Consider the following 18,859-nt stretch of genomic DNA (forward strand, 5'->3'; position numbering starts at 1 on the left):
GGCGGGATCTCAGGTCAGCCAATTTTTGTCGGCTGTGCCCCGCAACCCTGATGCCGTGCAGCAAGCGTGCGCTACAGTGACTCATACCACATAAAAGGGCAGGTGGCGGGCATGAGCGTAGACGGAAGGATCTCCCATGGGTGTCGCTATTGAGGTCAACGGCCTCACGAAGTCCTTCGGGTCGTCGAGGATTTGGGAAGATGTGACGCTGGAGATCCCCGCCGGGGAGGTTAGCGTCCTGCTGGGCCCGTCGGGTACCGGCAAATCGGTGTTTTTGAAGTCCCTCATCGGTCTGCTCCGGCCGGAGCGCGGCTCGGTCGTCATCGACGGCACCGACATCCTGCAGTGCTCGGCTAAGGAGCTCTACGAGATCCGCACGCTGTTCGGCGTCATGTTCCAGGACGGCGCGCTGTTCGGTTCGATGAACTTGTTCGACAACGCCGCGTTCCCGCTGCGCGAGCACACCAAGAAGAAGGAAGGCGAGATCCGTGACATCGTCATGGAGAAGCTGACCATGGTGGGTCTCGGCGGCGACGAGAAGAAGTTCCCCGGCGAGATCTCCGGCGGTATGCGCAAGCGCGCCAGCCTGGCCCGCGCCCTGGTGATGGACCCGCAGATCATCCTGTGCGACGAGCCCGACTCGGGTCTGGACCCGGTTCGCACCGCCTACCTGAGCCAGCTGATCCTCGACATCAACGCCCAAATCGACGCGACCGTCCTGATCGTCACGCACAACATCAACATCGCCCGCACCGTGCCGGACAACATGGGCATGCTGTTCCGGCGCAAGCTGGTCATGTTCGGCCCGCGCGAGGTGCTGCTGACCAGTGACGAGCCGGTGGTGCGGCAGTTCCTCAACGGCCGCCGCATCGGGCCGATCGGCATGTCCGAGGAAAAGGACGAGTCGACGATGGCGGAGGAGCAGGCCGCCCTCGAGGCCGGTCAGCACGCCGGCGGTGTCGAGGAGATCGAGGGGGTGCCCCCGCAGATCGTCGCGTCGCCCGGGATGCCGGAGCGCAAGGCCGTCGCCCGCCGCCAGGCTCGGGTGCGCGAGATCCTGCACACCCTGCCGCAGAAGGCGCAGGCCGCGATCATCGACGACATGGAGGGCACCCACAAGTACCGGGCGCACGAGGTCGGCGACTAGGACGCCCGGTCCGAGTTTTCGCGATAACTCTGCGTAACTCGGCGGCCCGCCCTCTTGACGACAGGCCGTAAACCGGCCAGTCTGTTGGACAGCATGTGTCCAGTGGAAAGTCGAGATGCCAGCCAGCGCCGATGTCCCTGGATTGCTTGTGCTGGACAGTTGAGGAATGCGCCGCCCTGCGCTATTGTTGGACGTTGCGCTGGCTACCTCCTGCCCACCTCACCCGCCACTTGACAATGTGGTCTTAAGCCTGAGCCCCCTCTAGCGGCTTAGTTCTTTAGTTGTGCGCGTGAGATTCGGACAGATCGTTCGCCGGCCAAACCGACACAATTCGCGGCGAACAGACCGGCGGTCCCGGTTCTCGTGAGTCGCACGAGGTGCTGGAAGGATGCATCTTGGCTGATTCCCGCCAGAGCAAAACGGATCGCCCACATAGTTCCTCTGAAGGAAGTTCCCTAAACGGCTCCGTGCCCGGAGCGCCCAACCGAGTTTCCTTCGCCAAGCTCCGCGAACCGCTCGAGGTTCCCGGCCTGCTCGACGTACAAATCGACTCCTTCGAGTGGTTGATCGGCTCGCCCCGTTGGCGCGAGGCCGCGGCCGCCCGCGGCGACGTCAAGCCGGTGGGAGGTCTCGAGGAGGTGCTCGACGAGCTCTCCCCGATCGAGGACTTCTCCGGCTCGATGTCGCTGTCGTTCTCCGACCCCCGCTTCGACGAGGTCAAGGCGCCGGTCGACGAGTGCAAAGACAAGGACATGACGTACGCGGCCCCGCTGTTCGTCACGGCCGAGTTCATCAACAACAACACCGGCGAGATCAAGAGCCAGACGGTGTTCATGGGTGACTTCCCGATGATGACCGAGAAGGGCACCTTCATCATCAACGGCACCGAGCGCGTGGTCGTCAGCCAGCTGGTGCGCTCGCCCGGCGTGTACTTCGACGAGAGCATCGACAAGTCCACCGAGAAGCTGCTGCACAGCGTCAAGGTGATCCCCAGCCGCGGCGCGTGGCTGGAGTTCGACGTCGACAAGCGCGACACCGTCGGCGTGCGCATCGACCGCAAGCGCCGCCAGCCCGTCACCGTGCTGCTCAAGGCGCTCGGCTGGACCAACGAGCAGATCCACGAGCGGTTCGGCTTCTCCGAGATCATGATGGGCACGCTGGAGAAGGACAACACCGCCGGCACCGACGAGGCGCTGCTGGACATCTACCGCAAGCTGCGTCCGGGCGAGCCGCCGACCAAGGAGTCCGCGCAGACGCTGCTGGAGAACCTGTTCTTCAAGGAGAAGCGCTACGACCTGGCCCGTGTCGGCCGCTACAAGGTCAACAAGAAGCTGGGCCTGCACGCGGGCGAGCCGATCACGTCGTCGACGCTGACCGAGGAAGACGTCGTCGCCACCATCGAGTACCTGGTGCGCCTGCACCACGCCCGTACGGATGGCCAGCCCGCTGTTATGACTGTCCCGGGCGGCATCGAGGTGCCGGTGGAAACCGACGACATCGACCACTTCGGCAATCGCCGGCTGCGTACGGTGGGCGAGTTGATCCAGAACCAGATCCGGGTCGGCATGTCCCGGATGGAGCGGGTGGTCCGCGAGCGGATGACCACGCAGGACGTCGAGGCGATCACGCCGCAGACGCTGATCAACATCCGGCCGGTGGTCGCCGCCATCAAGGAGTTCTTCGGCACCAGCCAGCTCTCCCAGTTCATGGACCAGAACAACCCGCTGTCGGGTCTGACCCACAAGCGCCGGTTGTCGGCGCTGGGCCCCGGCGGTCTGTCCCGTGAGCGGGCCGGCCTGGAGGTCCGCGACGTGCACCCCTCGCACTACGGCCGCATGTGTCCGATCGAGACCCCGGAGGGTCCCAACATCGGTCTGATCGGCTCGCTGTCGGTGTACGCGCGGGTCAACCCGTTCGGCTTCATCGAGACGCCGTACCGCAAGGTGGTCGACGGTGTGGTCACCGACGAGATCCACTACCTGACCGCCGACGAGGAGGACCGCCACGTCGTGGCGCAGGCCAACTCGCCGATCGACGACAGCGGCCGGTTCGAAGAGTCGCGCGTCCTGGTTCGCCGCAAGGCGGGCGAGGTCGAGTACGTGCCGTCGTCCGAGGTGGACTACATGGACGTCTCGCCGCGCCAGATGGTGTCGGTGGCCACGGCCATGATTCCGTTCCTCGAGCACGACGACGCCAACCGTGCCCTGATGGGCGCCAACATGCAGCGCCAGGCGGTTCCGCTGGTGCGCAGCGAGGCGCCGCTGGTGGGCACCGGCATGGAGCTGCGCGCCGCGATCGACGCCGGCGACGTCGTCGTCGCGGACAAGGCCGGGGTGATCGAGGAGGTCTCCGCCGACTACATCACCGTGATGGCCGACGACGGCAGCCGGCACACGTACCGGATGCGCAAGTTCGAGCGCTCCAACCACGGCACGTGCGCCAACCAGTCGCCGATCGTGGACGCCGGGGACCGGGTCGAGGCCGGCCAGGTCATCGCCGACGGTCCGTGCACCGAGAACGGCGAGATGGCGCTGGGCAAGAACCTGCTCGTGGCGATCATGCCGTGGGAGGGCCACAACTACGAGGACGCGATCATCCTCTCCAACCGCCTGGTCGAAGAGGACGTGCTCACCTCGATCCACATCGAGGAGCACGAGATCGACGCCCGCGACACCAAGCTGGGCGCCGAGGAGATCACCCGGGACATCCCGAACGTCTCCGACGAGGTGCTGGCCGACCTCGACGAGCGCGGCATCGTCCGCATCGGCGCCGAGGTTCGCGATGGCGACATCCTGGTCGGCAAGGTCACCCCGAAAGGGGAGACCGAGCTGACCCCGGAGGAGCGGCTGCTGCGGGCGATCTTCGGCGAGAAGGCCCGCGAGGTCCGCGACACCTCGCTGAAGGTGCCGCACGGCGAGTCCGGCAAGGTCATCGGCATCCGCGTGTTCTCCCGCGAGGACGACGACGAGCTGCCCGCCGGTGTCAACGAGCTGGTGCGCGTCTACGTGGCCCAGAAGCGGAAGATCTCCGACGGCGACAAGCTCGCCGGCCGGCACGGCAACAAGGGCGTGATCGGCAAGATCCTGCCCGTCGAGGACATGCCGTTCCTGCCGGACGGCACGCCGGTGGACATCATCCTGAACACCCACGGTGTGCCGCGACGGATGAACATCGGCCAGATCTTGGAGACCCACCTCGGGTGGGTGGCCAAGTCTGGCTGGAACATCGAGGGTTCGCCCGACTGGGCCGCCAGCCTGCCCAAGGAGCTGCAGAGCGCGGAGCCCAACGCCATCGTCTCGACGCCGGTGTTCGACGGCGCCCGGGAGGCGGAGCTGCAGGGGCTGCTGTCCTGCACGCTGCCCAACCGGGACAACGAGGTGATGGTGAACGGCGACGGCAAGGCGGTGCTCTTCGACGGCCGCAGCGGTGAGCCGTTCCCGTACCCGGTGACGGTCGGCTTCATGTACATCATGAAGCTGCACCACCTGGTGGACGACAAGATCCACGCCCGCTCCACCGGTCCGTACTCGATGATCACCCAGCAGCCGCTGGGTGGTAAGGCGCAGTTCGGTGGCCAGCGGTTCGGTGAGATGGAGTGCTGGGCCATGCAGGCCTACGGCGCCGCGTACACGCTGCAGGAGCTGTTGACCATCAAGTCCGACGACACGGTCGGCCGCGTCAAGGTGTACGAGGCGATCGTCAAGGGCGAGAACATCCCCGAGCCGGGCATCCCGGAGTCGTTCAAGGTGTTGCTCAAGGAGCTGCAGTCGCTGTGTCTGAACGTCGAGGTGCTCTCGTCGGACGGCGCGGCGATCGAATTGCGCGAAGGCGAGGACGAGGACCTCGAGCGGGCTGCGGCCAACTTGGGAATCAACCTGTCCCGCAACGAATCCGCGTCCGTTGAGGACCTGGCTTAATCACTTTTAGTTACTAAACCCGCAAGGGGAAAGGGAGTTACGTGCTCGACGTCAACTTCTTCGATGAACTCCGTATCGGCCTGGCCACCGCGGAGGACATCAGGCAATGGTCTTACGGCGAGGTCAAGAAGCCGGAGACGATCAACTACCGCACGCTGAAGCCGGAGAAGGACGGCCTGTTCTGCGAGAAGATCTTCGGACCGACTCGCGACTGGGAGTGCTACTGCGGCAAGTACAAGCGCGTCCGCTTCAAGGGCATCATCTGTGAGCGCTGCGGCGTCGAGGTGACCCGCGCCAAGGTGCGCCGCGAGCGGATGGGCCACATCGAGCTGGCCGCGCCGGTCACGCACATCTGGTACTTCAAGGGTGTGCCGAGCCGGCTCGGTTACCTGCTCGACCTGGCCCCCAAGGACCTCGAGAAGATCATCTACTTCGCGGCCTACGTGATCACGTCGGTCGACGACGAGATGCGGCACAACGAGCTGTCCACGCTCGAGGCCGAAATGATGGTGGAGCGCAAGGCCGTTGAGGACCAGCGCGACGCCGACCTGGAGGCCCGCGCGCAGAAGCTCGAGGCCGACCTGGCCGAGCTGGAGGCCGAGGGCGCCAAGGCCGACGCCCGCCGCAAGGTGCGCGACGGCGGCGAGCGGGAGATGCGCCAGCTCCGTGACCGGGCCCAGCGCGAGCTGGACCGGCTGGAGGACATCTGGAGCACCTTCACCAAGCTGGCCCCCAAGCAGCTGATCGTCGACGAGAACCTCTACCGCGAGCTCGTTGACCGCTACGGTGAATACTTCACCGGCGCCATGGGCGCGGAGTCGATCCAGAAGCTCATCGAGAACTTCGACATCGACGCCGAGGCCGAGATTCTGCGCGACGTCATCCGAAACGGCAAGGGGCAGAAGAAGCTTCGTGCGCTCAAGCGTTTGAAGGTGGTCGCGGCATTCCAGCAGTCGGGCAATTCGCCGATGGGCATGGTGCTCGACGCGGTGCCGGTCATCCCGCCGGAGCTGCGTCCGATGGTGCAGCTCGACGGTGGCCGGTTCGCCACGTCCGACCTGAATGACCTGTACCGCCGCGTGATCAACCGCAACAACCGCCTCAAGAGGCTGATCGACCTCGGTGCGCCCGAGATCATCGTCAACAACGAGAAGCGGATGCTGCAGGAGTCCGTCGACGCGCTGTTCGACAACGGCCGCCGCGGCCGCCCGGTCACCGGGCCGGGCAACCGCCCGCTGAAGTCGCTGAGCGATCTGCTGAAGGGTAAGCAGGGCCGGTTCCGCCAGAACCTGCTCGGTAAGCGTGTCGACTACTCGGGCCGTTCGGTCATCGTGGTCGGCCCGCAGCTCAAGCTGCACCAGTGCGGCCTGCCCAAGCTGATGGCGCTGGAGCTGTTCAAGCCGTTCGTGATGAAGCGGCTCGTCGACCTCAACCACGCGCAGAACATCAAGAGCGCCAAGCGAATGGTGGAGCGGCAGCGTCCCCAGGTGTGGGACGTCCTCGAAGAGGTCATCGCCGAGCACCCGGTGCTGCTGAACCGCGCACCCACCCTGCACCGGCTGGGCATCCAGGCCTTCGAGCCGATGCTGGTGGAAGGCAAGGCAATTCAGCTGCACCCGTTGGTGTGTGAGGCGTTCAACGCCGACTTCGACGGCGACCAGATGGCGGTGCACCTGCCGCTCTCCGCCGAGGCGCAGGCCGAGGCGCGCATCCTGATGCTGTCGAGTAACAACATCCTGTCGCCGGCGTCCGGGCGTCCGCTGGCCATGCCGCGGCTGGACATGGTGACGGGGCTGTACTTCCTCACCACCGAGGTCGACGCCGCCTTGGGCGAATTCCGGGCGGCCGCCAAGGATCAGCCGGAGGTCGGCGTGTACTCCTCGCCGGCCGAGGCGATCATGGCCGCCGACCGCGGCGTGCTCTCGGTGCGGGCGAAGATCAAGGTGCGACTGACGCAGCTGCGTCCGCCCGCCGAGATCGAGGCCGAGCTGTTCGGTGCCAACGGCTGGCAGCCGGGCGACGCCTGGATGGCCGAGACCACGCTGGGCCGGGTGCTGTTCAACGAGCTGCTGCCCGTGGGGTACCCGTTCGTGAACAAGCAGATGCACAAGAAGGTGCAGGCCGCAATCATCAACGACCTGGCCGAGCGCTACCCGATGATCGTGGTCGCGCAGACCGTCGACAAGCTCAAGGACGCCGGCTTCTACTGGGCGACCCGCAGCGGTGTCACCGTGTCGATGGCCGACGTGCTGGTTCCGCCCCGCAAGAAGGAGATCCTCGACCAGTACGAGGAGCGGGCCGAAAAGGTCGAAAAGCAGTTCCAGCGCGGCGCTTTGAACCACGACGAGCGCAACGAGGCACTGGTGGAGATCTGGAAGGAAGCCACCGACGAGGTCGGTCAGGCGCTTCGCGAGCACTACCCCGCCGACAACCCGATCATCACGATCGTCGACTCGGGCGCCACGGGTAACTTCACCCAGACCCGAACGCTGGCCGGCATGAAGGGCCTGGTGACCAACCCGAAGGGTGAGTTCATCCCGCGTCCGGTCAAGTCGTCGTTCCGTGAAGGCCTGACCGTGCTGGAGTACTTCATCAACACGCACGGTGCTCGAAAGGGCCTGGCGGACACCGCGTTGCGTACCGCGGACTCGGGTTACCTGACCCGTCGTCTGGTGGACGTCAGCCAGGACGTCATCGTCCGCGAGCACGACTGCGAGACCGAGCGTGGCATCCTCGTCGAGCTGGCCGAGCGTCAGCCCGACGGCACCCTGATCCGCGACCCGTACATCGAAACCTCGGCGTACGCACGGACTCTGGGCGCCGACGCGGTCGACGAGGCCGGCAACGTTGTCGTCCGCCGCGGTGAGGACCTGGGTGACCCGGAGATCGACGCCCTGCTGGCGGCCGGCATCACGCAGGTCAAGGTGCGCTCGGTGCTGACGTGCACCACCGGCACCGGCGTGTGCGCGACCTGCTACGGGCGGTCGATGGCCACCGGAAAACTGGTCGACATCGGCGAGGCCGTCGGTATCGTCGCCGCCCAGTCCATCGGTGAGCCCGGCACGCAGCTGACCATGCGTACCTTCCACCAGGGTGGTGTCGGTGAGGACATCACCGGCGGTCTGCCCCGGGTGCAGGAGCTGTTCGAGGCCCGCGTCCCGCGCGGCAAGGCCCCGATCGCCGACCTCACCGGGCGGGTGCAGCTGGAGGAGGGCGAGCGCTTCTACAAGATCACCATCATTCCCGACGACGGGAGCGAGGAGGTCGTGTACGACAAGCTCTCCAAGCGGCAGCGGCTCCGTGTGTTCAAGCACGAGGACGGTTCCGAGCGGGTGCTGTCCGACGGCGACCACGTCGAGGTGGGCCAGCAGCTGATGGAGGGCTCGGCCGACCCGCACGAGGTGCTGCGCGTGCAGGGCCCGCGCGAGGTGCAGATCCACCTGGTCCGCGAGGTCCAGGAGGTCTACCGCGCCCAGGGTGTGTCGATCCACGACAAGCACATCGAGGTGATCGTCCGCCAGATGCTGCGCCGCGTCACCATCATCGACTCGGGCGCAACGGAGTTCCTGCCCGGTTCGCTGATCGACCGCGCGGAGTTCGAGGCGGAGAACCGTCGGGTGGTGGCCGAGGGCGGCGAGCCCGCCGCCGGCCGCCCGGTGCTGATGGGTATCACGAAGGCGTCGCTGGCCACCGATTCGTGGCTCTCGGCGGCGTCGTTCCAGGAGACCACGCGAGTGCTGACCGATGCGGCGATCAACTGCCGCAGCGACAAGCTCAACGGTCTGAAGGAGAACGTGATCATCGGAAAGCTGATCCCGGCCGGCACCGGTATCAACCGGTACCGCAACATCCAGGTGCAGCCGACCGAGGAGGCCCGGGCCGCCGCGTACACGATCCCGTCCTACGAGGATCAGTACTACAGCCCGGACTTCGGCCAGGCCACCGGTGCCGCGGTGCCGCTGGACGACTACGGATATTCGGACTACCGCTAGTCACTCGAGAGAAGAGCCCTCGCTTCGTGCGGGGGCTTTTTTCTACGGCGAGCAGACGCAGAATCGCACGATCGAATGTCCTGGGGTGCGATTCTGCGTCTGCTCGCCGCATTAGACTGGCCGCGTGCTCATCGGTTCGCACGTCCACCAGGACGATCCGCTGGCCGCCGCGCAGGCGGACGGCGCCGACGCCGTGCAGTTCTTCCTGGGCAACCCGCAGAGCTGGAAGAAGCCCAAGCCGCGCGACGACGCCGAGGCGCTGAAGGCGGCGACCATCCCGCTGTACGTCCACGCGCCGTACCTCATCAACGTGGCCTCGGCCAACAACCGCATCCGCATCCCCTCGCGCAAGATCCTGCAGGACACCTGCGACGCGGCGTCGGAAATCAACGCGACGGCGGTGATCGTGCACGGCGGCCACGCCGACGACAACGACATGGAGGCCGGCTTCGAGCGCTGGGTCAAGGCGCTGGACTACCTCGAAACCGACGTGCAGGTGTACTTGGAGAACACCGCGGGCGGCGATCACGCGATGGCCCGTCATTTCGACACCATCGGCCGGCTCTGGGATCGGATCGGCGACAAGGGAATCGGCTTCTGCCTGGACACCTGCCACGCGTGGGCGGCGGGTGAGGAGCTGGTCGACGCGGTCGACCGGATCAAGGCGCTGACCGGCCGCATCGACCTGGTGCACTGCAACGACTCGCGCGACGCCGCCGGCTCGGGCGCCGACCGGCACGCCAACTTCGGCACAGGCCAGATCGATCCCGAGCTGCTCGCCGCGGTCGTCAAGGCCGCCGACGCACCCGTCATCTGTGAAACCGCTGACGAGGGCCGCAAGGACGACATCGCGTTCCTGCGGGAAAAGACAAGCGGCTGAGTTACGGCCCGTGCTCGGTCGGCTCGCGGCGCTTCTCGGGGTTGTTCTCCTGGCGGCGGGTTGTTCGCCGCTGAAACCTGAGCCGCCCTCGGGCTTCGTCACGGGCACCAGCTTGCATCACATCGATGTGGGCGGACACGATCGCAGCTACCGGCTCTACAAGCCCCCGGGAGTGCCGGCTTCGGCCCCGCTCGTCGTCGTGCTGCACGGCTATTCCGGCAGCGCGAGGCAGGTCGAAAGGGATTACGGCTGGGACGAATTGGCCGATTCGGCCAAGTTCGTCGTCGCCTACCCGGATGGACTCGACCGCGCCTGGAACGTCGACGGGGAAGGCTGCTGCGGCCGGGCGGGCCGAGAGGGGGTGGACGACGTCGCCTTCGTCAGCGCGGCCGTCGCGGAAATCGCCAAGAATGTGGGCACCAACCCCGGCAAGGTCTATGTAACCGGCATGAGTAACGGCGGCATCATGACCTACACGCTGGCCTGCACCACCGACATCTTCGCCGCGATCGGTCCGGTCGCCGGCACGCAGCTGAACCGCTGCCCGAACCCGCGTCCGGCCTCGATCATGCACATCCACGGCACGGCGGACCGGCTCGTGCCCTACGGCGGCGGGCAGGGTTTCAGCGTCATCAACGGCCCCTCGGTGCCTGACGTGAATGCGTTCTGGCGCAACGTAGATCAGTGCGCGGCCCCGGCCACCACCACCGATGGCCCGGTCATCACGTCGACGGCGGGATGTGCCGGCAACCGCGGCGTCACACTGATCACGATCGACCAGGGCGGCCACGATTGGCCCCCGTTCGCCGCGCGGACGCTGTGGGATTTCTTCGCCGCCCACCCACGGTGACCGCCCTATTACACCTCTTGTGCGACTGTCGGAAAAATGTAACATGAAGGGCATGTCGGATACGCATGTCGTCACCAACCAGGTTCCTCCGCTGGAGGACTACAACCCCGCGACGTCCGCGGTGCTCGTCGAGGCCCTGATCCGCGAGGGCGGGGAATGGGGCCTGGAAGAGGTGAACGAGGTGGGCGCGATCGCGGCCGGCCGCGAAGCGCAGCGATGGGGTGAGCTCGCCGACCGCAACCGGCCCATCCTGCACACCCACGACAAGTACGGTCACCGGGTCGACGAGGTCGAGTACGACCCGGCCTACCACGAGCTGATGCGCACGGCGATCGCCAACGGCATCCACGCCGCGCCGTGGGCCGACGGCCGCCCGGGCGCGCATGTGGTGCGCGCGGCCAAGATGTCGGTCTGGAATGTCGAGCCCGGCCACACCTGCCCGATCTCGATGACCTACGCCGTCGTGCCCGCGCTGCGCTACAACCCCGAGCTCGCCGCGGTTTACGAGCCCCTGCTGACCAGCCGCGAATACGACCCCGAACTCAAGCTGGCCACCACCAAGCGCGGCATCACCGCCGGCATGTCAATGACCGAGAAGCAGGGTGGATCCGACGTGCGCGCCGGCACCACGCAGGCGAGCCCGAATGGGGACGGCAGCTACAGCCTGACCGGGCACAAGTGGTTCACCTCGGCGCCGATGTGCGACATCTTCCTCGTCCTGGCACAGGCCCCGGGCGGGCTGTCCTGCTTCCTGCTGCCGCGGGTGCTGCCCGACGGCACCCGCAACCGGATGTTCCTGCAGCGGCTGAAGGACAAGCTCGGCAACCACGCCAACGCCTCCAGCGAGGTCGAATACTCTCGTGCCACCGCGTGGTTGGTGGGCGAGGAGGGCCGCGGCGTCCCCACCATCATCGAGATGGTCAACCTCACTCGGCTGGACTGCACCCTGGGCAGCGCCACCAGCATGCGCACCGGCCTGACCCGCGCCATCCACCACGCCCAGCACCGAAAGGCGTTCGGCGCCTACTTGATCGACCAGCCGCTGATGCGCAACGTGCTTGCCGACCTGGCCGTGGAGGCCGAGGCCGCGACCATCGTCGCGATGCGGATGGCCGGCGCCACCGACAAGGCGTTGCGCGGCGACGACCAGGAGGCGCTGCTGCGCCGCATCGGCCTGGCGGCCAGCAAGTACTGGGTGTGCAAGCGCGCCACCCCGCACGCCGCCGAGGCGCTGGAATGCCTGGGCGGCAACGGCTATGTCGAGGACTCCGGCATGCCCCGGCTGTTCCGTGAGGCGCCGCTGATGGGCATCTGGGAGGGCTCGGGCAACGTCAGCGCGCTGGACACGTTGCGCGCCATGGCGACTCGCCCGGAATGCGTCGAGGTGCTGTTCACCGAACTGGCCGAAAGCACCGGCGCGGACCCGCGACTCGGCGGCCACGTCGAGCGCCTGCGTCAGGACCTGACCGACCTGGACAGCATCGCGCACCGCGCTCGCAAGGTCGCCGAGGACATCTGTCTGGCGCTGCAGGGCGCGCTGCTGGTGCGCCACGGCCACCCCGCCGTCGCGGAGGCCTTCCTGACCACCCGGCTCGACGGCCGGTGGGGCGGGGCCTACGGCACTATGCCCACCGGCCTGGATCTCGCGCCGATCCTCGAGCGGGCGCTGGTCAAGGGCTGAGCCGCGCATGACCCACGCGATCAGGCCGGTGGACTTCGACAACCTGAAGACGATGACCTACGAGGTCACCGATCGGGTTGCCCGGATCACGTTCAACCGGCCGGAAAAGGGCAACGCGATCGTCGCGGACACCCCGCTGGAGCTCTCGGCGCTGGTGGAGCGCGCCGACCTCGACCCAAACGTGCACGTCATCCTGGTGTCCGGCCGTGGCGAGGGTTTTTGCGCGGGCTTCGACCTGAGCGCCTACGCCGACCGCACCGGCTCGGCCGGCGGAACCGGCGCCTATGCGGGCACGGTGCTCAGCGGAAAAACCCAGGCGGTCAACCACTTACCCGACCAGCCCTGGGACCCGATGATCGACTATCAGATGATGAGCCGGTTCGTGCGCGGCTTCTCCAGCCTGATGCACGCCGACAAGCCGACGGTGGTCAAGATCCACGGCTACTGCGTGGCCGGTGGTACCGACATCGCGCTGCACGCCGACCAGGTGATCGCCGCCGCCGACGCCAAGATCGGCTACCCGCCCACGCGGGTGTGGGGCGTCCCGGCGGCCGGGCTGTGGGCGCACCGGCTCGGCGACCAGCGCGCCAAGCGACTGCTCTTCACCGGCGATTGCATCACCGGCGCGCAAGCCGCCGAATGGGGCCTGGCGGTCGAGGCGCCGGACCCGGCGGACCTCGACGAGCGCACCGAACGGCTCGTGCAGCGGATCGCCGCGGTGCCCGTCAACCAGCTGATGATGGTCAAGCTCGCGCTGAATTCGGCTCTCCTGCAACAGGGTGTGGCCACCAGCAGGATGGTCAGCACCGTGTTCGACGGCGTCGCCCGGCACACCCCGGAAGGCCACGCCTTCGTCGCCGACGCCGTGGAGCACGGCTTCCGGGACGCGGTGCGGCATCGCGACGAACCCTTCGGTGACTACGGCCGCCGCGCGTCACAGGTATAACCCATGCCCACGATGACGGCCCGGTCGGTGGTGCTCAGCGTCCTGCTGGGGGCCCACCCGGCGTGCGCCAGCGCGAGTGAATTGGTCAGGCTCACTTCCGATTTCGGTATCAAAGAGACCGCCCTGCGCGTGGCGCTGACCCGCATGGTCGGCGCGGGCGACCTGATCCGGTCCGCGAGCGGCTACCGGCTCTCGGATCGACTGCTGGCCCGCCAGCGGCGGCAGGACGACGCCATCGACCCGCGGGTACGGCAGTGGCGCGGGGAGTGGATCACGCTGATCGTCACCAGCGTGGGGGGCGACGCACGTACCCGGGCGGCGCTGCGAACCACCCTGCACGGCAAGCGCTTCGGCGAACTGCGCGAAGGCGTCTGGATGCGGCCCGACAACCTCGAGCTCGACCTCGACCCCGAGATCGACGCCCGGGTGCGCGTGCTGCGGGCGCGCGACGACGACCCCGCCCAGCTGGCCGCCCAGCTGTGGGACCTGCCCGCCTGGGCCCGGGCCGGCCACCGACTGCTCGACGAGATGGCCACCGCGCCAGACATTCCCGGCCGTTTCGTGGTCGCGGCGGCGACGGTGCGCCACCTGCTCACCGACCCGGTGCTGCCCGACGAATTGCTGCCGGACGACTGGCCCGGCGCCCGGCTGCGCGCGGCCTACCACGACTTCGCCACCGAGTTGCTCGAGCGGCGTGAACCACTATTTGCGGAGGCAAAATGAACGATCCGGTGCGTATCGAGCGCAACGGCCCGGTGACGACGGTGATCCTGAACCGTCCGGCGGCGCGCAACGCGGTCAACGGCCCCACCGCCGCGGCGCTGCACGCGGCGTTCGACGAATTCGACCGCGACGACACCGCGTCGGTGGCCGTGCTGTGGGGTGACGGTGGAACCTTCTGTGCCGGAGCCGATTTGAAGGCCTTCGACACACCGGATGCCAACGCCGTGCACCGGACGGGCCCGGGCCCGATGGGGCCGACGCGGATGGTGTTGTCCAAACCCGTGATCGCCGCGGTGAGCGGGTACGCCGTTGCCGGGGGCCTGGAGCTGGCCATCTGGTGCGACCTGCGGGTGGCCGAGGAGGACGCCGTGTTCGGGGTGTTCTGCCGCCGGTGGGGGGTGCCGCTGATCGATGGCGGCACCGTGCGGCTGCCACGGCTGATCGGGCACAGCCGCGCGATGGACATGATTCTCACCGGCCGGGGCGTCAAAGCCGACGAGGCGCTCGCGATGGGGTTGGCCAACCGCGTGGTTCCCAAGGGCCAGGCGCGGCAGGCGGCCGAGGAACTGGCCGCCCAACTGGCCGCGCTGCCGCAGGAGTGCATGCGGTCCGACCGGATCTCGGCGCTGCATCAGTGGGGACTGCCGGAAGCCGACGCGCTCGACTTCGAATTCGCCAGCATGCACAGGGTTTCCGCTGTGGCGATGCAGGGGGCGCGGCGTTTTGCCGCCGGCGCCGGCCGGCACGGGGCGCCCGCGGGCTAAGCCGGCGCGGACCCTTACGGTGCGAGCCGGACCCTGCCGGGCGGCATGGGCGGCGACTCCGGACCAACGCCACCATTGCCGGGAGGGTCGCCCGGCGCGGGAGCCGCGGGCGGCTGCTGTTGCGCTCCCGGCTGCGGCTCCTGCGCCGGTGGTGCCGGTTGTTGCCGTGGAGACGGTGTCGCAACCGGGGCGGGTGGCGACAGGATCTGGGCTGTCGGCGGCGACGGTGGCGGAAGCTGCGGCGGGTCCGGCAGGCCGGTTTCTCCCAGAGGGACCGTGTGTACCGCCGAATGCGGCTCCCTAAGATCGCTCCCCGAGCTGACGGCCCGGTCCGTAATCGAGGAACTCCGCTGCGTCGATTCGTTCAAGCCGGGCATCGGATTCGCCATGGATTGCAGGGACGTGATCTTCGGTTGATCGTTCGGACAGTAGGCCTCGACTGCGGCAGAGATGAATCGGGCAATGGTGCGGTTGACGCGGTCGGGAGGGTATTGGCCGCCCCCCGCGTTGGCATTGAACGCCCGTTCCCTCATGTCGTTGACCACGCCGTCCGCCGGCATCCCGCCATCGAGCTGGCGACAAACTCTATGGGCTGTGGCGATGAGGCTTGGGACGTTCTCGAGCGCAGGGATTCCCTTTTGGTCGAGCAGCGCCACAAACTGGTCGTCGGGGTTGGGGTCGGCCGCCGCTGCGCCATGGGGCAGCATTACGACGCCGGTCAGTACCACGGTGGCCGTAACCAGTGCGCCGGCGCGATTGGTGGTACTGCTGAACATGGCTGGGTTCCGTTCTGCTGGCAGAATCATATGCCGGGGATCTGCCGATGGCATCTCGGCGGCACGGTACCGAGTCGAACACTGCGCCGCTGCAGAAGTAACGACGTCATGCGCCCCGGCCGCAACGCCTCGGGGTATGAAAGTCATTGCGGCGCAAGGACAACGGTCTATCGCAACCGCTGCCCGCGACGTTTACCGGTCAGCCGCCCTTGGTGATGGTGTTGCCCGAGCCCAGGTTGTCGACCTTGGGCTCACCGTCCTTGTAGGTGATGGTGTTGTTGAGCCCGACCACGCTGATGCGGGTGTCGACCTTGTCCAGCGTGATCTTGTTGTCCGTGCCGCCGACGGTCACTGTCGCGCAGCTGCCGGTGACCGTCAGGGTGTTGTTCGAACCGCCCACGTTCAGCGACTTGCCGCTCGCGCAGTCAAGCGTCGCGGTGGTGCCCATCGAGCCGTAGTTGAGCGTGTTGCCGATCTCGACCGACGCGGTGGTGCTCACCCCGCTCGACCCCGTCGTGGGGGACGCGCCGGCGCTCGTCGTCGACGTGCTGCTCTTCGTTGTCGTCGTGGACCCGCCGGGCGGGTTCGCCGTCGAACTGCAGCCGGCCACCAACGCGGCCGCGACGGCCGGCGCCACCGCGAGCGCGGTCAGCCCCGAGGGGCGGCCAAAGATGTGTGCGGACAATGTTCCTCGATTCCCCTCGACTTGGATGGCCTCTTCAGTTTGGATGGCGGCGTGGCGTCCGGTTCAGCCCGGTACCTGCTGGAGCCGGTTGGTCATGCCCAGTTCGCGGCCGCGGTCCCAGATGAACGGCGTGCCGTTGTGGTAGAAGACCGTCTGGTCGTAGCCGTAAACGGTGATGTCGTGCGAGACCGAGTCGGCGACAACGGTGTTGGACGAGCCCATCACCGTGACCGCGTAGCAGTTGCCCAGCGCGGTGACGTTGTTGAACGAGCCGTTGACGAACAGCGTGGCGTCGTTGCAATCCAGCGTCTGCTGGATCCCCTGCCCGACGACATGGGTGTCGCCGTTCTTCGCCTGGGCCAGGGGAACGGGAGCCGCGGCGACGGTGATGACACAGGTTGCCAGCGACCCGGCGACGGTTGTCCAGTTCACTGCGCGCCCCCTCTGGTGACGGTGGATCTGCTCGATGAGATTACGTCCATCCGGCCATGGCTGAAACAGTTTTGCGGCCAGCGTCAACTAGAGTCATTAGTTAAGCACCACGATCACCGCAAGCGAAGGGCCCCGCCATGGCAGCTCAGCCGGAATCGCCGTCGGCGGCCGGGCGCCCCCGCGCGGGACGGACCGGCTCCCGCCCGGCGAAGCTGAGCCGCGAAGGCATCATCGACGGCGCGCTCACCTTCCTGGACCGGGAGGGCTGGGACGCCCTCACCATCAACGCGCTGGCGATGCAGCTGGGCACCAAGGGGCCGTCGCTGTACAACCACGTGGACAGCCTGGAAGACCTGCGCCGCGCCGTGCGGATCCGCGTCATCGACGACATCATCACGATGCTGAACAGGGTGGGCGAGGGCCGCGCCCGCGACGACGCGGTGCTGGTCATGGCGGGCGCCTACCGCAGCTACGCCCATCACCACCCGGGCCGGTACTCGGCGTTCACCCGGATGCCGCTGGGCGGTGACGACCCCGAGTACACGGCGGCGACCCGAGGCGCGGCCGCGCCGGTGATCTCGGTGCTGTCCTCCTACGGTCTCGACGGCGACGAGGCGTTCTACGCGGCCCTGGAGTTCTGGTCCGCGCTGCACGGCTTCGTACTGCTGGAAATGACCGGTGTCATGGACGACATCGACACCGACGCGCTGTTCTCGGACATGGTGCTGCGGCTCGCGGCGGGCCTGGAGCGGCGCGTCGCGCACGACGCTGCCAGGTCCTAACCCGATCGTGGCGACCCGCAGCGCCCGGCTACGCCGCGCTTGCGATCCCACCTAACCCGATGGTGGCGACCCGCAGCGCCCGGCTACGCCGCGCTTGCGATCGCCACCTAACCCGATGGTGGCGACCCGCAGCGCCCGGCTACGCCGCGCTTGCGATCGCCACTGGTCCGCCGCTTTGACCCGCGAGACCGGCGGCGGGTATTGTGGAGGCTCGTGCCTGGCGGCTTACGGCGCCTAACCGTAAGGAAGTGGATGCCGGGCGAATTCGCATGTCCACGCTGCATCGGATCTTTCTCCGGTGCGCGGCGCGTGCGACACACCCGGCCGCGGGGTAGTGCGGCCGGACATAACTGCAGTACGAAGACTTGAGAACAGCCGACAGACGCACAACACGAACACAGAAAGCCGGTAGATGCCAACGATTCAGCAGCTGGTCCGCAAGGGTCGCCGCGACAAGATCGCCAAGGTCAAGACCGCGGCCCTGAAGGGCAGCCCGCAGCGCCGTGGCGTATGCACTCGCGTGTACACCACCACCCCGAAGAAGCCGAACTCGGCCCTTCGGAAGGTCGCGCGCGTGAAGCTGACGAGCCAGGTCGAGGTCACCGCCTACATCCCGGGCGAGGGCCACAACCTGCAGGAGCACTCGATGGTGCTGGTGCGTGGTGGCCGAGTCAAGGACCTACCCGGTGTCCGGTACAAGATCATCCGCGGTTCGCTCGACACCCAGGGGGTCAAGAACCGCAAGCAGGCCCGCAGCCGTTACGGCGCAAAGAAGGAGAAGAGCTGATGCCGCGCAAGGGGCCCGCGCCGAAGCGTCCGTTGGTCAACGACCCCGTCTACGGGTCGCAACTGGTCACCCAGCTGGTGAACAAAGTTCTTCTGCAGGGGAAGAAATCGCTCGCCGAGCGCATTGTTTATGGTGCGCTCGAGAACGCCCGGGACAAGACGGGCACCGATCCTGTGATCACGCTCAAGCGCGCTCTCGACAACGTCAAGCCCGCGCTGGAGGTGCGCAGTCGCCGCGTCGGCGGTGCGACCTACCAGGTGCCGGTCGAGGTTCGTCCGGACCGGTCCACCACGCTGGCGCTGCGCTGGCTTGTCAGCTTCTCGCGGCAACGGCGGGAGAAGACGATGGTCGAGCGGCTGGCGAACGAGATCCTGGACGCCAGCAACGGCCTGGGGGCCTCCGTCAAGCGGCGTGAGGACACCCACAAGATGGCCGAGGCCAACCGCGCGTTCGCGCATTATCGCTGGTGACAGCTTCCGGCGATGATGCCGGAGGCT

General features: G+C 67.4%; 15 protein-coding genes. 12 read left to right on the forward strand and 3 right to left on the reverse strand.

Going from position 1 to position 18,859, the window contains the following annotated elements; translation table 11 throughout:
• The first annotated feature begins 136 nt into the window (after window positions 1–136).
• From A5678_RS19740 to A5678_RS19780, 9 genes are all read left to right on the forward strand, one after another.
• Window positions 137–1,147, forward strand: a complete 1,011-nt coding sequence (locus A5678_RS19740; RefSeq protein WP_007167801.1) for an ABC transporter ATP-binding protein — start codon at window positions 137–139, stop codon at window positions 1,145–1,147.
• A gap of 395 nt (window positions 1,148–1,542) precedes the next feature.
• A complete protein-coding gene (locus A5678_RS19745; protein WP_156746998.1) occupies window positions 1,543–5,064 on the forward strand; it encodes a DNA-directed RNA polymerase subunit beta in 3,522 nt (1,173 codons plus the stop codon).
• 41 nt (window positions 5,065–5,105) lie between these two features.
• Complete coding sequence (locus A5678_RS19750; protein WP_068045515.1) at window positions 5,106–9,056, forward strand: DNA-directed RNA polymerase subunit beta'; 3,951 nt, start codon at window positions 5,106–5,108, stop codon at window positions 9,054–9,056.
• Window positions 9,057–9,180: 124 nt separating this feature from the next.
• Window positions 9,181–9,936, forward strand: coding sequence for a deoxyribonuclease IV (locus A5678_RS19755; protein ID WP_068045518.1), 756 nt, complete (start codon window positions 9,181–9,183; stop codon window positions 9,934–9,936).
• A 10-nt stretch (window positions 9,937–9,946) separates the two neighbouring features.
• A complete protein-coding gene (locus A5678_RS19760; RefSeq protein ID WP_068045521.1) occupies window positions 9,947–10,786 on the forward strand; it encodes a PHB depolymerase family esterase in 840 nt (279 codons plus the stop codon).
• A 52-nt stretch (window positions 10,787–10,838) separates the two neighbouring features.
• A complete protein-coding gene (locus A5678_RS19765) occupies window positions 10,839–12,467 on the forward strand; it encodes an acyl-CoA dehydrogenase family protein (RefSeq protein ID WP_068045630.1) in 1,629 nt (542 codons plus the stop codon).
• A 7-nt stretch (window positions 12,468–12,474) separates the two neighbouring features.
• On the forward strand, window positions 12,475–13,413 hold the full coding sequence (locus tag A5678_RS19770; RefSeq protein ID WP_067211782.1) for a crotonase/enoyl-CoA hydratase family protein: 939 nt from the start codon (window positions 12,475–12,477) through the stop codon (window positions 13,411–13,413).
• 3 nt (window positions 13,414–13,416) lie between these two features.
• Window positions 13,417–14,136 (forward strand): PaaX family transcriptional regulator C-terminal domain-containing protein, encoded by a 720-nt coding sequence (locus tag A5678_RS19775; protein WP_068045526.1) that lies wholly within the window; start codon window positions 13,417–13,419, stop codon window positions 14,134–14,136.
• A complete protein-coding gene (locus A5678_RS19780) occupies window positions 14,133–14,900 on the forward strand; it encodes a crotonase/enoyl-CoA hydratase family protein (RefSeq protein WP_068045529.1) in 768 nt (255 codons plus the stop codon). The genes A5678_RS19775 and A5678_RS19780 overlap by 4 nt, the downstream gene beginning before the upstream one ends.
• 14 nt (window positions 14,901–14,914) lie before the next feature.
• On the opposite strand, the gene A5678_RS19785 is transcribed toward A5678_RS19780, so the two are convergent.
• The 3 genes from A5678_RS19785 to A5678_RS19795 all read right to left on the reverse strand — a co-directional run bounded on the left by A5678_RS19785 (window position 14,915) and on the right by A5678_RS19795 (window position 16,793).
• Entirely contained in the window at window positions 14,915–15,676 is a 762-nt protein-coding gene (locus A5678_RS19785; protein ID WP_068045532.1) for a DUF732 domain-containing protein, read from the reverse strand.
• A gap of 199 nt (window positions 15,677–15,875) precedes the next feature.
• Entirely contained in the window at window positions 15,876–16,328 is a 453-nt protein-coding gene (locus A5678_RS19790; RefSeq protein WP_156747002.1) for a DUF3060 domain-containing protein, read from the reverse strand.
• 96 nt (window positions 16,329–16,424) lie between these two features.
• Window positions 16,425–16,793: a DUF3060 domain-containing protein gene (locus A5678_RS19795; RefSeq protein WP_068045538.1), complete on the reverse strand. Its 369-nt coding sequence runs from the start codon at window positions 16,791–16,793 to the stop codon at window positions 16,425–16,427.
• 137 nt (window positions 16,794–16,930) lie between these two features.
• On the opposite strand from A5678_RS19795, the gene A5678_RS19800 reads away from it, so the two are divergent.
• From A5678_RS19800 to rpsG, 3 genes are all read left to right on the forward strand, one after another.
• Complete coding sequence (locus A5678_RS19800) at window positions 16,931–17,575, forward strand: TetR/AcrR family transcriptional regulator (protein ID WP_068045541.1); 645 nt, start codon at window positions 16,931–16,933, stop codon at window positions 17,573–17,575.
• A gap of 412 nt (window positions 17,576–17,987) precedes the next feature.
• Window positions 17,988–18,362: a 30S ribosomal protein S12 gene (gene rpsL, locus A5678_RS19805; protein ID WP_007167812.1), complete on the forward strand. Its 375-nt coding sequence runs from the start codon at window positions 17,988–17,990 to the stop codon at window positions 18,360–18,362.
• Complete coding sequence (gene rpsG / locus A5678_RS19810) at window positions 18,362–18,832, forward strand: 30S ribosomal protein S7 (RefSeq protein ID WP_007167813.1); 471 nt, start codon at window positions 18,362–18,364, stop codon at window positions 18,830–18,832. Before rpsL ends, rpsG begins: the two co-directional genes overlap by 1 nt.
• Window positions 18,833–18,859: the final 27 nt, after the last annotated feature.

The sequence above is a fragment of the Mycobacterium sp. E2733 genome (genome assembly GCF_001667585.1).
Classification (GTDB): Bacteria; Actinomycetota; Actinomycetes; order Mycobacteriales; family Mycobacteriaceae; genus Mycobacterium.

What these genes read in the sequence shown, in the direction of transcription:
- A5678_RS19740 (WP_007167801.1), top strand. Translation starts at nt 137, where the DNA reads ATGGGTGTCGCTATTGAGGTCAACGGCCTCACGAAGTCCTTCGGGTCG.
- A5678_RS19765 (WP_068045630.1), top strand. Translation starts at nt 10,839, where the DNA reads ATGTCGGATACGCATGTCGTCACCAACCAGGTTCCTCCGCTGGAGGAC.
- A5678_RS19770 (WP_067211782.1), top strand. Translation starts at nt 12,475, where the DNA reads ATGACCCACGCGATCAGGCCGGTGGACTTCGACAACCTGAAGACGATG.
- A5678_RS19775 (WP_068045526.1), top strand. Translation starts at nt 13,417, where the DNA reads ATGCCCACGATGACGGCCCGGTCGGTGGTGCTCAGCGTCCTGCTGGGG.
- A5678_RS19780 (WP_068045529.1), top strand. Translation starts at nt 14,133, where the DNA reads ATGAACGATCCGGTGCGTATCGAGCGCAACGGCCCGGTGACGACGGTG.
- A5678_RS19785 (WP_068045532.1), bottom strand. Translation starts at nt 15,676, where the DNA reads ATGTTCAGCAGTACCACCAATCGCGCCGGCGCACTGGTTACGGCCACC.
- A5678_RS19800 (WP_068045541.1), top strand. Translation starts at nt 16,931, where the DNA reads ATGGCAGCTCAGCCGGAATCGCCGTCGGCGGCCGGGCGCCCCCGCGCG.
- rpsL (WP_007167812.1), top strand. Translation starts at nt 17,988, where the DNA reads ATGCCAACGATTCAGCAGCTGGTCCGCAAGGGTCGCCGCGACAAGATC.
- rpsG (WP_007167813.1), top strand. Translation starts at nt 18,362, where the DNA reads ATGCCGCGCAAGGGGCCCGCGCCGAAGCGTCCGTTGGTCAACGACCCC.